This window comes from Arthrobacter paludis, from assembly GCF_056782315.1.
In genome coordinates this window covers 1-14,998 of sequence record NZ_JBXAEW010000008.1, presented here as the reverse complement: position 1 = coordinate 14,998, position 14,998 = coordinate 1, and the positions used below count along the sequence as shown (strand labels likewise).

At 74.7% G+C, this 14,998-nt stretch carries 11 protein-coding genes; 8 read left to right on the top strand and 3 right to left on the bottom strand.

All coding sequences use genetic code 11. The features are described 5' to 3' along the window. The first annotated feature begins 2 nt into the window (after positions 1-2). Both AC1Q5D_RS08105 and AC1Q5D_RS08100 read left to right on the top strand, forming a co-directional pair. Positions 3-3,572, top strand: coding sequence for an MMPL family transporter (locus AC1Q5D_RS08105; RefSeq protein WP_481738078.1), 3,570 nt, complete (start codon positions 3-5; stop codon positions 3,570-3,572). Next, a complete protein-coding gene (locus AC1Q5D_RS08100; RefSeq protein WP_481738077.1) occupies positions 3,569-4,237 on the top strand; it encodes a Maf family protein in 669 nt (222 codons plus the stop codon). The genes AC1Q5D_RS08105 and AC1Q5D_RS08100 overlap by 4 nt, the downstream gene beginning before the upstream one ends. A 169-nt stretch (positions 4,238-4,406) precedes the next feature. On the opposite strand, the gene AC1Q5D_RS08095 is transcribed toward AC1Q5D_RS08100, so the two are convergent. Beyond that, a complete protein-coding gene (locus tag AC1Q5D_RS08095; protein WP_481738076.1) occupies positions 4,407-5,396 on the bottom strand; it encodes a hypothetical protein in 990 nt (329 codons plus the stop codon). Between the two features lie 386 nt (positions 5,397-5,782). Here AC1Q5D_RS08095 and AC1Q5D_RS08090 point away from each other — a divergent pair, with 386 nt between their 5' ends. After that, positions 5,783-7,543 carry an acetyl/propionyl/methylcrotonyl-CoA carboxylase subunit alpha gene (locus AC1Q5D_RS08090; protein WP_481738075.1) on the top strand — a complete coding sequence of 587 codons (1,761 nt, stop codon included), beginning with the start codon at positions 5,783-5,785 and terminating at the stop codon, positions 7,541-7,543. Positions 7,544-7,723: 180 nt separating this feature from the next. On the opposite strand, the gene AC1Q5D_RS08085 is transcribed toward AC1Q5D_RS08090, so the two are convergent. Together AC1Q5D_RS08085 and AC1Q5D_RS08080 are read right to left on the bottom strand one after the other, a co-directional pair. Beyond that, positions 7,724-9,166, bottom strand: coding sequence for an MFS transporter (locus tag AC1Q5D_RS08085; protein WP_481738074.1), 1,443 nt, complete (start codon positions 9,164-9,166; stop codon positions 7,724-7,726). 72 nt (positions 9,167-9,238) lie between these two features. Further along, a complete protein-coding gene (locus tag AC1Q5D_RS08080) occupies positions 9,239-10,639 on the bottom strand; it encodes an NAD(P)H-quinone dehydrogenase (protein ID WP_481738073.1) in 1,401 nt (466 codons plus the stop codon). An 87-nt stretch (positions 10,640-10,726) separates the two neighbouring features. On the opposite strand from AC1Q5D_RS08080, the gene AC1Q5D_RS08075 reads away from it, so the two are divergent. From AC1Q5D_RS08075 to AC1Q5D_RS08055, 5 genes are all read left to right on the top strand, one after another. After that, the gene (locus tag AC1Q5D_RS08075; RefSeq protein WP_481738072.1) at positions 10,727-11,536 is read left to right on the top strand and encodes a purine-nucleoside phosphorylase; all 810 of its coding nucleotides are present in this window, start codon (positions 10,727-10,729) and stop codon (positions 11,534-11,536) included. A 19-nt stretch (positions 11,537-11,555) separates the two neighbouring features. Next, positions 11,556-13,292 carry a phospho-sugar mutase gene (locus tag AC1Q5D_RS08070; protein WP_481738071.1) on the top strand — a complete coding sequence of 579 codons (1,737 nt, stop codon included), beginning with the start codon at positions 11,556-11,558 and terminating at the stop codon, positions 13,290-13,292. A 54-nt stretch (positions 13,293-13,346) separates the two neighbouring features. Beyond that, entirely contained in the window at positions 13,347-14,051 is a 705-nt protein-coding gene (deoC, locus tag AC1Q5D_RS08065) for a deoxyribose-phosphate aldolase (protein WP_481738070.1), read from the top strand. 44 nt (positions 14,052-14,095) lie between these two features. Then, on the top strand, positions 14,096-14,353 hold the full coding sequence (locus AC1Q5D_RS08060; protein WP_481738069.1) for a hypothetical protein: 258 nt from the start codon (positions 14,096-14,098) through the stop codon (positions 14,351-14,353). Between the two features lie 176 nt (positions 14,354-14,529). Continuing rightward, the gene (locus AC1Q5D_RS08055) at positions 14,530-14,910 is read left to right on the top strand and encodes a YtxH domain-containing protein (protein WP_481738068.1); all 381 of its coding nucleotides are present in this window, start codon (positions 14,530-14,532) and stop codon (positions 14,908-14,910) included. Positions 14,911-14,998 lie beyond the last annotated feature (88 nt).

Sequence of the window (14,998 nt, the reverse complement as noted above, 5' to 3'; positions counted from 1 at the left end):
CCGTGGCCCGCTTCCTGTACCGGCTCGGCCGGCTCGCCTACCGCCGCCGCTGGGCATTCATCGCCGGCTGGCTCGTGGCCCTGCTCGGCACCGGGCTGGCGGCGGGCGCGTTCATGGGCACGCTCACGAACAGCTTCTCCATCCCCGGCACCGAGACGCAGCGCACCCTGGACCGCGTCCGCGCCGAACTCCCCGAGTTCGCGGGCGGCACCGGCTCGATCGTGTACCAAACGGCGGACGGTGCCGCCTTCACGCCGGGGCAGGAGCGCGCCGTGTCCGCCGCGCTCGAACGGCTGTCCGGCCTCGACTCCGTCAGCTCCGTGACGGATCCGTTCGAGCTCCAGCGACAGCTCGATGCGGCGCCGCGGGAACTGGCCGAGGCGCGGCGGCAGCTTGCCGACGGCCGCCGGGACCTTGCAGAGGGCCGGGAGCGGCTCGAGGACGGGCGCGACCGGCTCGCCGGCGGCCGCGCCGAGCTCTCCGCGGCGGAGCGGAAGCTGGCCTCGGGCCGCGGCGACCTGGCCTCGGGGCGGAGCCAGCTCGAGGCGGCCGAGGGGGAACTGTCCTCCGGGCGCGCCGAACTGGAGGCGGCCCGGGCCCAGGTCGAGGACGGGCAGGCCCGGCTGGCCGCCGGGCGCGCCGACCTCGCGGACGGCCAGGAGCGGTACGACGCCGCCGCGGCGCAGCTGGCCGACGGCGAGCGCCGGCTCGAGGCGGGGCGCACCGAACTGGCGCGCCGCGCCGCCGAGCTCGAACAGGGGCGTGCGGACTACGACGCCGGCGCGGCGCAGCTCGCCTCGGCCCTCGGCGTCGACTCCCTCGACGAAGCCCGGACCGCACTCGACGGTCGCTCCGCCGACCTGGACGCCCTCGAGCAGGCCCATGCCGGCCTCACCGCCGAACGCGACCGCCTCACGGCGGTCCAGGACCCCACGGCGGAGCAGCGCGCGCAGCTCGCCGCCATCGAGGCCGAGCTCGAGGGCCTGGCGGACCGGGCCGGCGTGGCCTCGCCCGACGCGGTTCCCGCCGCCGTCGACTCCGGGCGCGACCAGGTGGCGGCCGGACGGGCCTCCCTGCAGTCGCTGCGGACCGCCGACGCCCGGCTCGACGACGGCGAGGCGCAGCTGGCCGCCGGGCGCGCCACGCTCGGGCAGAAGGCCGCGGAGCTCGAGGCGGGCCGGGCCAAGCTCGCCGGTTCCGCGGAGCAGCTCGAGGCCGGTGCCGCCGAGCTGGAGCGCAACGCGGCCGCCCTGGAGACGGCCGCGGCCCGGGTCGCCCGCGGCGAGGCGGAACTGGACGCCGGCGCGGACAAGATCGCCGCGAACCGCACCCGGATCGAGGCGGGCGAGCGGGAGCTGGCCACCGGCGCGCAGGAGCTCGCCGAAGGCAGGCAGACCCTCGAAGAGAAGGCCGCGCAGCTGCCGGCCGCCGAGCGCCGCCTCGCCGAGGGTGCCCGGGAGCTGGCCGACGGCGAGGAGAAGCTGGAGCTCGGCGAGCGCCAGGCCGCCTCGACGGAAGGCATGCGATTCGTCTCGGCGGACGGTACGACCGCCGCCGCGAACGTCACGTTCACCGGCTCGGCCGACGCCCTGACCCCCGAGCAGCGCGAGCGGATCCAGGCCGTGGCCGGCGGGCCCGGGTCGGACGGGGTGCGCGTGCTCTACTCCAAGGAGATCGTCCAGGACCTGAGCTCGATCTTCGGCATCGCGGAGATCATCGGCCTCGGGGTCGCCGCCGTCGTCCTGCTGGCCATGCTCGGCACGCTCGTGGCGGCGGGGCTGCCGCTGGTCATGGCGGTCCTCGGCGTCGCGGCCGGCGTGGGCGGGACCCTGGCCCTGTCCAGCGTGATCGAGATGGCCTCCATCACCCCGGCCCTGGCCCTCATGCTCGGCCTGGCCGTCGGCATCGACTACTCGCTGTTCATCGTGCACCGGCACCGCGGGCAGCTGCTGGCCGGCATGGACCTGGAGGAGTCGATCGCCCGGGCGACGGGCACGAGCGGCAACGCCGTCGTCTTCGCCGGGCTCACCGTCGTCATCGCCCTCGCCGCCCTCGCGGTCCCGGGCCTGCCGTTCCTGACCGTGCTGGGCCTGTCGGCCGCGTTCACGGTCGCCGTGGCGGTGCTGATCGCGCTCACGCTCACCCCCGCCGTCCTCGGCGTCATCGGGCGGCGCCTCGTCTCGCGGCGGGCCTGGCGGCGGGCCGCCGCGCCGGCGACCGCCCCGCGGCGCGCGCTGCTGGGCCGGTGGGGCGACGCCGCCACCCGCCGGCCGTGGCTGACCGCCCTCGCCTCGATGGCGGCGCTGGCGGTGGTGGCCCTTCCCGCCGGGGACCTGCGCACGGCCCTGCCCGACGGCAGCGCCGAGCCCCCGGGCTCCAGCGCCAAGCAGGCCTACGAACTGGTCAGCGAACGGTTCGGCGAGGGCTACAACGGCCCGCTGCTGGTCCTGGCCGACCTCCCCTCCGGGCTCGACGACCGGTCGGCGGAGCTGGCGACCTACGACGTCGCCGACCGGCTGCGGGCCGAGGACGGCGTCGTGGCCGCGGTGCCGGCCGGCACCAACGCGGCGAACACGGTGGCCGTGCTGCAGGTGGTTCCGGCGTCCGGGCCGGCGAGCGCCGAGACGGAGGCCCTGGTCCACACGCTGCGCGAGTCGAGGGACGCCATCGAGGCGGACACCGGCTCCCGGATCGCCGTCACCGGGCAGGTGGCCGCGCAGGTCGACGTCTCGGAGCGTCTCACGCAGGTGCTGCCCACCTACCTGGCGATCGTCGTCGGGCTGTCGCTGGTGCTGATGCTGCTGGTGTTCCGCTCGATCGTGGTGCCGCTGTTGGCCACGGCGGGGTTCCTGCTGTCCCTGGCCGCGGCGTTCGGGGCGACCGTGGCCGTCTACCAGTGGGGCTGGCTCGGGCCGGTGTTCGACGTCTACACGCCGGGTCCGATCATGAGCTTCCTGCCGATCCTGCTCACGGGCATCCTGTTCGGGCTGGCCATGGACTACCAGGTCTTCCTGGTCTCCGCCATGCGCGAGTCCTTTGCCCACGGCGCGGATGCCCGCGACGCGATCCGGGACGGGTTCCGGCACGCCGCGCCCGTGGTCACCGCGGCCGCCCTGATCATGGCCAGCGTCTTCGCCGGGTTCGTGTTCTCCCACCTGACCATGATCCGGGCGATCGGGTTCTCGCTGGCCGTGGGCGTCCTGGTGGACGCGTTCGTCGTGCGCATGACCCTCACGCCGGCCGCGATGCACCTCCTGGGCCGCCACGCCTGGTACCTGCCCCGCTGGCTGGACCGGCTCCTGCCCGACGTCGACGTCGAGGGCGCCCGGCTGGCCCCCGCGCGGACGGCCCCCGACGGCGGCGCCGGTCGGGGCCCCGGCGGCGGAAGCGGGCCGGAGGACGATGGCGGCAACGGCCCCGGTCGCGGTCCCCGCGACGGGTCCGGGGGCGGCCCCGGCGAGGGTGCCGGAGGGGGCCCGGTCGATGCGAACCGCGGCAACGACTGGTTCTTCGCGGGCCGGGGGCGGGGCGTGCGGCGAGGCGGTCGGCGGCGCACTACGGTGGACGCATGAGCGATTCCCCCGAGACCGACGTCCTGCCGCTGCTCGTCCTGGCCTCGGCCTCTCCCGGCCGGGCGCGCATTCTCACGGACGCCGGGATCGCGTTCGACACGGTCGTGTCCTCCGTGGATGAGGACGCGGCCCTCCGCCGGGCCGAGGATGCGGCCGGCCCGCTGGAGCCCGGCGACGTGGCGCTGTTGCTCGCCCGGGCCAAGGCGGAGGCCGTGGCGTCGCTGCCGGAGGCCGACGGCGCCGTCGTCCTCGGCTGCGACTCGGTCTTCGAGTTCGACGGCGAGGCCCACGGCAAGCCGCACACCCCGGACGTGGCGTCGGCGCGGTGGCGGGCGATGTCCGGGCGCTCGGGGGTCCTCCACACGGGCCACTGGCTCGTGGACAACCGCTCGACGGACCCCGGCGACGGCGGCACGGGCGCGACCATCGGCGCGGTCTCCTCCGCCACGGTGCACTTCGCGGAGGTCGGCGAGGACGAGATCGACGCGTACGTCGCCACCGGCGAGCCGCTTCCCTGCGCGGGCGCGTTCACGATCGACGGACGCGGGTCGGCCTTCATCCGCGGGGTCGAGGGCGATCCGCACACCGTCGTCGGGCTGTCCGTCTCGACCCTGCGCTCGCTGCTGGCCGAACTGGACCTGGCGATCACCGACCTCTGGGCGTAGTCCCGCCCCGCACCCCGACGGCCCACCGGCCCGGCCGGCTCCCCGCCGCACGCACCACCCCGGGCCTCTCCCGGCAAGACCACTCCCGGATGAGCCCTCGGCAGGTGGTGACGGACGCCGCAGCCCGTTGCGGCGCACTGCGGCGTCCGTCACCACCTGCAGGTCCGGCTCACCGCCGTCGAGCCCGCCAGGGCGACACCGGGACCCCGGCCGCGTCAAGGATCCCGCGCAGCACCTCGCGGTCCTTGGCCTCGGTCCAGTCCCACCGCACGACGCCCAATCCGGCCCTGCGGATGCGGTTCTCGCGGTCCTTCTCCGCCATCACGACCTCGCCGAGCGTGCGTCCCGATTCCCTGGCAGCACGCTGGTACTTTCCGCGGCCGTCGAACTCCCCCACGAGCCGGGCCCCTGGCCAGTAGAAATCCGCCCTCGCGAACGGCCCACGTTGGTCGGAAATCCAGTGCTGCAACACCGGGGCGTCGAAACCACAGAGGTGGATGTTCGCCCGGCTCAACGATTCACCGGGCGACTCGGCGTCTGGGGACGAGAACTCGATCACGCGCATGGCGGCCTTGCGCAAGGCCGGACGACGGAAGCGGGAGGCCGCGTCCTCCAGTGCCGGCAGGGGAAGGTTCCCCGGTCCCGGCCGACGGGAGCGATCAACAACCGCCACCGCCGCCCAGAATGGCCACCGGGCCGCGCAGTCCATGACGGTTCCGAGTCTGCTCGTGGCCACGAAGCCTCCCACCTGCTCTGTCTCCGCCAGGTCCAGCACGCGGTGGCGAATGCCGAATCCGAACTCGGGCATCCCCGGCGGCGCCGGTACTCCCGGCGCCAACAACCGCCGCGGGGGCTCGGTCCCGGACCGTCCGCGGTCGGCCACGCCGACCACCGCGTGCGTAGGTGGCGACAGCAAGGGGTAGTTCCACAGGTGCGCAGCCGAGTCGAGGGCAAACACCGCCCCTGGCTGACACCGCGCCACGGCCTCGAGGAAGATCCTGTAGCGCTCCCAGACGTTCGCGCACGCCCATTCCCAGACTGGGAAGTAGGCGCCCCTGAGCAGCCGAACGAGCTCGCCGCGCCGATAGGCCCGCCGGACCGCGGCGTTCTCGGCTGACAGCAGCCGCTCGTCGTGCGTCGTGATCATGCCCTGGCCCATGGGAACAGTCTTCCGCCGGCGTTGCGTTTGGACCGCGCGAATGGCGTGACTGTGGATAACGACGGAGCGCCCGCCCGCGCCGAGCAGCCCCCGCGAGTAACGTCGGCGCCGCAGTCTCTGGCAAACGGCGCAGCGCGTTGCAAGGGGCTGCCGTGTCTGCAGATCCCTGCGGTGCCGCAGCAACGCGCGGGCGCCGAGAGCCAGCGGGCGGGGGCGCACGATCCGCGCAGCCCACCGGAGCGTCGCGTCGTTCCGGAGCCCGCGCTCTTTTTGTAGGGACCCTACAAAATCCGCGCGGGGATTCTCCGGGTGGGCGCGGCCGAGGCGTGGGAACCCCACAAGCGGCGGTAGGCTCCAGTGAGCCTAGCGAAGGAGTGCACCCCGCCATGACCCGACTGACCAAGGTCCTCATCGCCAACCGCGGCGAAATCGCCGTCCGCGTCATCCGTGCGGCCCGCGACGAGGGCATCGCGTCGGTGGCGGTCTATGCCGAGCCGGACCGCGACGCCCTGCACGTGCGCCTCGCGGACGAGGCCTACGCGCTCGGCGGCACGACCGCCGCCGACTCGTACCTCGTGATGGACAAGATCCTCGACGCGGCCGCCCGCTCCGGCGCGGACGCCGTTCACCCCGGCTACGGCTTCCTGTCCGAGAACGCCGAGTTCGCCCAGCGCGTCCTCGACGCCGGGCTGGTCTGGATCGGCCCCGGCCCCGACGCGATCTCCAAGCTCGGCGACAAGGTCCAGGCCCGCCACATCGCGGAGAAGGTCGGCGCGCCCTTGGTGCCCGGCACGAAGAACCCGGTCGCCGACACGTCCGAGGTCCTCGAGTTCGCCGACCGCCACGGCCTGCCGCTCGCGATCAAGGCCGCGTACGGCGGCGGCGGCCGCGGCATCAAGGTCGCCCGCACCCGCGAGGAGATCCCCGAGCTCTACGAGTCCGCCGTGCGCGAGGCCACGGCCGCGTTCGGACGCGGCGAGTGCTTCATCGAGCGCTTCCTGGACGCCCCGCGCCACGTCGAGACGCAGTGCCTGGCGGATGCCCACGGCAACGTCGTCGTCGTCTCCACCCGCGACTGCTCCCTGCAGCGCCGCAACCAGAAGCTCGTCGAGGAGGCCCCGGCGCCGTTCCTGACCGACGAGCAGAACGCCCGCCTGTACGAGGCGTCGAAGGCCATCCTGCGCGAGGCCGGCTACACCGGCGCGGGCACCTGCGAGTTCCTCGTGGGCCAGGACGGCGTCATCTCGTTCCTCGAGGTCAACACGCGCCTGCAGGTCGAGCACCCGGTCTCCGAGGAGGTCACCGGCCTGGACCTGGTCCGCGAGCAGTTCCGCCTGGCCCGCGGCGAGGAGCTCGGCTACGGCGACCCGGAGGTCCGCGGCCACTCCTTCGAGTTCCGCATCAACGGCGAGGACGCCGGCCGCGGGTTCATGCCCGCCCCCGGCACCGTGAGCACCCTGAAGCTGCCGACCGGCCCGGGCGTGCGCGTGGACTCCGGCATCGAGCAGGGCGAGACGGTCTCCGGCAACTTCGACTCGATGATCGCCAAGCTCATCGTCACCGGCGCCACCCGCGGCCAGGCCGCCGAGCGCGCGCGCCGCGCCCTGGCCGAGCTGGAGATCGAGGGCATGCCCACGGTCGTGCCGTTCCACCGCGCCGTGATGGCCGACCCGGCCTTCGTGCCCGCCGACGGCCCGTTCTCGGTGCACACGCGCTGGATCGAGACCGAGTTCGAGAACACCATCGAGCCGTGGTCCCCGGAGGGCGCCGGCGAGGGCGAGGAGGCCGGCGAGCTGCAGCGCGTCACCGTCGAGGTCGGCGGCAAGCGCCTCGAGGTCGTCCTGCCGGCGGGGCTGGCGTCGGGCGCGCCGCGGGCCAACGGCAAGAAGAAGAAGCGCTCCGCCCGCACCGCCTCGGCGTCGGCCGCGTCCGGCGACGGCCTCGCGTCCCCGATGCAGGGAACGATCGTGAAGGTCGCGGTCGCCGACGGCGACACCGTCGCGGAGGGCGACCTCATCGTGGTCCTCGAGGCCATGAAGATGGAGCAGCCGCTGACCGCGCACAAGGCCGGCACCGTCACCGGCCTCACGGCCAAGCCAGGGGACACGGTCTCCGCGGGCGCGGTGTTGGCGACGATCGCCGACTAGCCGGCCGCCGCCCCACGGGCCGCGCGCACCCGCACCACGGCGGGGGCGCGCGGCCCTTTTTGCTGGCCGGCCGACGGGGCCCGTCCCGGCGGAGCGCCGCGGCCCCCTCAGCCACGCCTTAAACGACGACGGCGGCGGCACCGCTGGGGTGCCGCCGCCGCCGTGCGGGAGTCCGCGGGACTACGCCACGTAGTTCTCGTAGTCGGTGTCGCGGGTCTCGCGGGTCAGGAGGAGCGCGACGAACGTCAGCACGGCGGCCGCGGCGAGGTAGACGCCGACGAGCACCGTGTTGCCGCCGCCGGCCTGCCACAGGGCGATGGCCACGAACGAGGCCGGGGCCGCGCCGATCACGGAGGAGAAGTTGTACGCGACGGCGGAACCGGTGTAGCGGACGTTGGCCGGGAACAGCTCGGGCAGGATCGAGGCCATGGGCCCGAACGTCGCGCCCATGAGCGCCATCCCGACGATCAGGCCGACCATGGCCGCGCCCTGGCCCGGGCCCCACATCGTCGTCCACAGGACGCCGTACGCGAAGATCAGCGCGGTGATCCAGATGAGGTAGCGGCGGCGGCCGTACCGCTCGGCCAGCGGGCCGGAGACCACCGTGAACACGCCGAAGAACACGACGCCGATGATCAGCATGGTGAGGAACTCGGGACGGGCGACGCCGAGCCCGGGCACGAAGGCGGCCGCGGAGGCGGCGGACCACGTCTTGCCGGAGGCCTCGGCGGCGGCCTGGGCCTGCTCGACCGTGGCCGGGGCGGTGCCGTACGTCAGCGTGAACGAGGTCATCAGGTAGAACAGCACGTACGTGGCCAGCATGATGAACGTGCCCAGCAGCAGCGGCCGCCAGTGGTGGCGCACGGTCGCCTTGAACGGGGACTTCTGGACCTTCTTCTGCGCCACGACGTTCTGGAAGGACACGGACTCGACGAGCTTCAGGCGGACCCACAGGCCCACGGCCACCATCAGGGCCGAGAGGATGAAGGGGACGCGCCAGCCCCAGGCCATGAACTGCTCGTGGCTCAGGCCCAGCTGCAGGCCGACGAAGAGCAGGTTCGCGACGATGAAGCCCAGCGGGGCGCCCAGCTGCGGGAACGTGCCGTAGATGGCGCGCTTGTTCTTCGGCGCGTTCTCCGTGGCCAGGAGGGCGGCGCCGGACCACTCGCCGCCGAGGGCCAGGCCCTGGGCGAAGCGAAGGATGACGAGCATGAGCGGGGCCAGCACCGTGAAGGCGCCGGCCGCCGGCGGCAGGAAGCCGATCAGGAAGGTCGCGATGCCCATGAGCAGCAGCGAGCCGACGAGCGTGCCCTTGCGGCCGAGCTTGTCGCCGTAGTGGCCGAACAGGATCGACCCGAGCGGGCGGGCGACGAACGCGACGCCGAAGATGGCGAAGGCGGAGAGGATCGCGTTGATGTTGGTGGCGTTCGGGAAGAACAGCGCCGGGAACACCAGCACGGAGGCGGTGGCGTAGGCGTAGAAGTCGTAGAACTCGATCGTGGTGCCGATGAGGCTGGCGAAGATCACGCGGCCGCGCGTGTTCTGCGCCGCGGCGGGAGCCGTGGTCTGGTGCGAGGACACAGGCAAGGTCTTTCTCGGGGGGATCCTGATACAGGCTGACATTAGAGATTACAACTACAGCCCGGATCGCGGACAAAGCGTCCGCATGCTGGACACCCCTTGCCCGGCCTCCCGTCAGAGGTGCGTGTGCAGCCTCCGCGCCGCCTCGGAGATCGAACCGGCCAGCGACGGGTAGACGGTGAACGTCTCCGCGAGGTCGTCCACGTGCATCCGCTTGTGCACGGCCAGTGCGACCGGGAAGATCAGCTCCGAGGCGCGGGGGGCGACGACGACGCCGCCGATCACGGACCCGGACCCCCGGCGGGCGATGATCTTCACGAAGCCCTCGGCCACGTTCATCATCTTGGCGCGGGCGTTCGTCGCCAGGTCCAGCTTGATGATGTCCGCCTGGTACTTGCCCTCCTCGACCTCGCGTTCGCTGACGCCGACGGTCGCGATCTCGGGGCTGGTGAAGATGTTGGAGGAGACCTCCTTGAGCTTCAGCGGGCTCACGGCGTCCCCCAGCCAGTGCGAGACGGCGATGCGGCCCTGCATGGCGGCCACGGACGCGAGCGCGAAGACGCCGGTGCAGTCTCCGGCCGCGTAGACATTGGGCGCCGTGGTGCGCGAGACCCCGTCGACGGCGATGTGGCCTGATTCGGCGAGCTCGACGCCGGCCTCCTCCAGGCCCATGCCGGCCGTGTTCGGGATGCCGCCGACGGCGACGAGGCAGTGGCTGCCCTCGATGGTGCGCCCGTCGGTGAGCGTGACGACGACGCCGTCGCCGGCGCGCTCGACGGACGCGGCGCGGGAACGGGCGACGACGTTGAGGCCGTTGCGCTCGAACGCCTCCTCGAGGACGCGGGCGGCGTCGGCATCCTCGCCGGGCAGGACCCGGTCGCGCGAGGAGACCAGCGTGACGCGGGCCCCGAGCAGGTTGTAGGCGGAGGCGAACTCGGCGCCGGTGACGCCGGAGCCGATGACCACCAAGTGCTCGGGGATCTCCTGCAGGTTGTACACCTGGGTCCAGGTGAAGATCCGCTCCCCGTCGGGGACGGCCGTCGGCAGCTCGCGCGGGTGGGCGCCGGTGGCCACGAGCACGGCGTCGGCCTCCAGCCGCTCGGTGCCGCCGTCGGCCAGCTCGACCTCGACGGTGCGCGGGTCCAGCAGCCGGCCGGCGCCGGCCACAATGCGCACCCCGGAGCGCTCGAGCCCGCCGTGGATGTCCTGCGACTGGTCGCGGGCCAGCCCGAGCAGGCGGGCGTGGACGACGCCGAGGTCGCCGCGCGCGTCCTCGGCCTCGATGTTGACGCCGAACTCGCGCGCCCCGGCGACGCGGCGCATGGCGTCGGCGGTCGCGATCAGCGTCTTGGAGGGCACGACGTCGGTGAGCACGGCCGAGCCGCCCATCCCCTGCCGTTCGACGACGGTGACCCGCGCGCCCAGGTGCGCGGCCACGAAGGCCGCCTCGTATCCGCCGGGGCCCCCGCCGAGGACCACCAGCCGCCGTCCGTTCGAATCGTGTTGGAGCGTCACAGTCGACCATTCAACACGACCGCGGTGCCACTTGCACACCGGACCGGCCTCCCGCCGCCGGGGCCCGGCTCCGGGTAGGTTGGTGGCGTGACCGACGCGCAGACCGACCCGTTCGCCCTGGCCGCCGAGGCGGCCGCCCACATCGCGGCCCGCACCGGCGTGGAGCGCCACGACACGGCCCTGGTCCTCGGCTCCGGCTGGGGCGGCGCGGCCGACCTGGTCGGCGAGACCACCCACACCCTGGAGGCCGCCTCCGTCCCGGGCTTCCGCCCCTCGGCCGTGGCGGGCCACGCCGGGACCCTCCGTTCCGTCCTGGCGCCGGACGGGCGCCGGGTGCTCGTCCTGGCCGCCCGCACGCATTTCTACGAGGGGCACGGCGTCCGCCCGGTCGTCCACGGCGTCCGGACCGCCGCGGCCGCCGGGTGCTCCGCCGTCGTCCTGACCAACGGGTGCGGCGGGCTGGACCCGGCGTGGCGCCCCGGCACGCCCGTGCTCATCTCCGACCACATCAACCTCACGGCGGCCTCGCCGCTCGAGGGCGCGACGTTCGTCGACCTGACCGACCTGTACTCGCCCCGGATCCGCGCCCTCGCCCGCGCGGCGGACCCGGACCTGCCGGAGGGCGTCTACGCGCAGTTTCCCGGCCCCCACTACGAGACGCCCGCGGAGGTGCGCTACGCGAAGGCGATCGGTGCGGACCTGGTCGGGATGTCCACGGCCCTGGAGGCCATCGCGGCCCGGCACGCGGGGCTGGAGGTCTTCGGTATCTCGCTGGTGACCAACGCCGCCGCCGGCACGACGGGCGAGCCGCTGAGCCACGAGGAGGTCCTCGAGGCAGGCCGCGCCGCCGGCCCGCGGATTTCGCGCCTGCTCGCCGAGATCGTCTCCCGCCTCTGACCGGCCCACCGGAGGACCCATGCACCCCACCGACCCCGCCGCGCTGCTCGCGGCCGCCCGCGCGTGGGCGGCCGAGGACCCCGACCCGGCCGCCGCGCGCGGGCTCGCCGTGCTCGCGGAGCGCGCCGCGGCGGGCGACGGCGGCGCCCTGGCGGAGCTGGCCGACCAGTTCGCCGGGCCCCTCGAGTTCGGCACCGCGGGGCTCCGCGCGCCGCTGGGGGCCGGCCCGAACCGGATGAACCGCGCCGTCGTCCGCCGCACGGCCGCGGGGCTCGCCGCCCACCTGCTCGACCTCGCCCACGGCCTCTACACCCCGCGGGCCGCCGTCGGCTACGACGCGCGCCACGGCTCCGCGGACTTCGCCCGGGACACGGCGGCGGTGCTCACGGCGGCCGGGATCGAGACGCTGCTCCTGCCGGGGGCCCTGCCCACGCCCGTGCTCGCGTGGGCCGTGCGGGAGTTCGCGTGCGAGGCCGGCGTCATGGTCACCGCCAGCCACAACCCCTCGGCCGACAACGGCTACAAGGTCTACCTCGGCGGCCGGGCCGTGGACGGTCCGGGCCGGGGCGCCCAGATCGTCGCGCCCATGGACCGGGACATCGCCGCCCGGATCGACCACGCCGCGCCCCTGGCCTCCATCCCGCTCGCGGAGTCCGGCTGGCGCACCCTGCCAGGCCCCGGGGAGCCGGGCGACGTGCGGGCCCGGTACGCGGCCGCCGCGGCGTCGGTCGCGGACCGGCGGCGGTTCCCGGCCCGCGGGCTGCGGATCGTGCACACGTCCCTGCACGGCGTCGGGGGAGAAACGACCGCGCTGGCCCTCGGCCTGGCCGGCTTCGGCGACGTGGTCCCGGTCCCGGAGCAGGCACGTCCCGACCCGGACTTCCCCACCGTGTCCTTCCCGAACCCGGAGGAGCCCGGGGCCATGGACCTCGCGCTCGCGCTGGCCGGGCGGGCGGGCGCCGACGTGGTCCTCGCGAACGATCCCGACGCGGACCGCTGCGCCGTCGCCATCCGCGACGGCGGCCGGTGGCGGGTCCTGAGCGGCGACGAAGCCGGGGCCCTGATCGGCGCCCACCTGGTCCGGCGCGCCGCCGCCGGCGGCGAGGCCCCGGGCGTGTTCGCGAACTCGCTCGTCTCCTCGCGGCTGCTCTCCCGGATCGCCGCGGCCGCGGGCGTGCGGCACGAGGTGACGCTGACCGGCTTCAAGTGGATCTCGCGCGTGCCCGGCCTGTCCTACGGCTACGAGGAGGCCCTGGGCTACTGCGTCGCCCCGGGGCTCGTGCGCGACAAGGACGGCATCACGGCCGCCGTGCTCGTGGCCGAGCTGGCCGCGGACCTGCTGGCCGCCGGAGGCTCGGTCTCCGCCGAGCTCGACCGGCTCGCGTCCGAGCACGGCGTGCACGCCACCGACCAGCTCGCCGTGCGGGTGGCGGCCCTGCCGGAGCGGGACGCCCTGCTGTCCCGCCTGCGCGCGGACCCGCCGGCCCGGCTGGCGGGCTCGCCGGTGGCCGTGGCCGCCGACCTGGCCGCGGGGCACGCCGGGCTGCCCCCGACGGAGGGGCTGCTGTTCGAGGCCGCGGACGGGACGCGCGCGATCGTCCGGCCCAGCGGGACCGAGCCGAAGCTCAAGTGCTACCTCGAGGCCGTGGTCCCCGTCGCCGGGGCGGGCGGCGTGGCCGCCGCGCGCGCCGGGGCCGCCGCCCGGCTCACCGCGGTCCGCGCCGAACTCGCGGGGATCCTCGGCGTGCCCGCCTGAACGGCGCCGCGGCCCTCCCCGTTCCCGACCATCCACCCCCATCCAGGAGGAACCATGACCGAGCAGACCACCGGCGCCGCGGCCCGCGACCTGGCCGGCGTCATCGACCACACGCTGCTGGCCCCCGACGCGTCCCGCGAGGACGTGCTGCGGGTCGCCGCGGAGGCCGTCCGCCACGGCTTCAAGTCGGTGTGCGTCAACCCGCTGTGGGTCGCGACGGTGGCCCGGGAACTGGCGGGGTCGGGCGTGCTCGCCTGCTCCGTCGTCGGCTTCCCGTTCGGGGCGACGACGCCCGAGGCGAAGGCGTTCGAGGCGGCCCGCGCGGTGCGCGACGGGGCCGCGGAGGTGGACATGGTCATCGACATCGCCGCCGCGCGCCGCGGCGACCGGGCCGCGCTCGTCGCCGACATCGCGGCCGTCGCCGCCCCCGTGCACGACGGCGGGGCCCTCCTGAAGGTGATCATCGAAACGGTCCTGCTGGACGACGCGGCGAAGGTCCTCGCGTGCGAGGCGGCCGTCGAGGCCGGCGCCGACTTCGTCAAGACCTCCACCGGGTTCGCCGGGGGCGGCGCGACGGCGGCGGACGTCGCCCTCATGCGGAGCACCGTCGGCCCGGGCGTCGGCGTCAAGGCCTCCGGCGGCGTCCGCACCGCCGCGGACGCCCGTGCGATGCTCGAGGCCGGGGCGTCGCGGCTCGGGGCCAGCGCCTCAGTTGCTATTGTGGGAGGCGAGTCCGCCACGGCGGACAACGGCTACTGACGCCGGGCCGCCCCCGGCGCCCCACCGCACCAAGGAGAGACCACGTGTACACCAGCGACGGCAAGAACAAGGCCTACTCGGGCCAGGGGAACTTCGTCGGGAACTTCATCGCCTTCGCCGTGATGTTCATCCTCTTCGCCGCGGGTGTCTACGTGCTCGGCTTCTGGGAGTTCGAGAACGCGTGGATCCCGGGCATCGCGTGCCTGGTGCTCGCCGGCGTGGCCTTCTTCGTCCCGCAGCAGATCCTGGGCCGCTCGGACAGCCACCGCGAGATCGCCCCGGGCCGCGACGCCCTGCGCTAGGCGCACCCGCCCGTCCCGAGGGGAGCCGCACCGTTTCGGTGCGGCTCTCCTCGCGTTTGCGCTGGTCGGGGCGGGTTCGCCACGCCCACCGGCGACCGTGGCGCAGGCGGCGGGGTGTCGCTAGGGTGGGGAGCGCGGCCCGGGACCGGGCCGCCGAAGACCACAGGAGGAGCGAGATGCGCATTCTGACCTTCCTTGCCGGAGCCGCCGCGGGCTATGTGCTCGGCACCCGGGCCGGCCGCGAGTCGTACGACAAGATGAAGACCGGCGCCCGCGAGCTGTGGGAGAACCCGCGCACGCAGGAGAAGCTGAACGACCTCGGCACGACGATCAAGGAGAAGGCCCCCGGCGTGGGCGCCGCCGTCGGCTCCGCCGCCAGCAACGCAGCCCAGAAGGTGCGCGGCGGCCGCCACGAGGCCGACGGCGAGGGCGGAACGGGTGGGGGGACCGGCTCGGCCCCCGGCGCCGTCTCCGATCCGGCGCGGGACGACTCCCTGGCCGGGAACTGGACCACGGAGGGCGGGGCCACTCCGTCCGGTCCCGCCACCGGCCGCTAGCGCCTGCGGGAACCGGGCGCACGCCGCCCGGCCCCTCCCCCGCAGGCGCGCCGCCCCCGGGCGGTGCGCCTGCGCGTCGGGCCCTCCC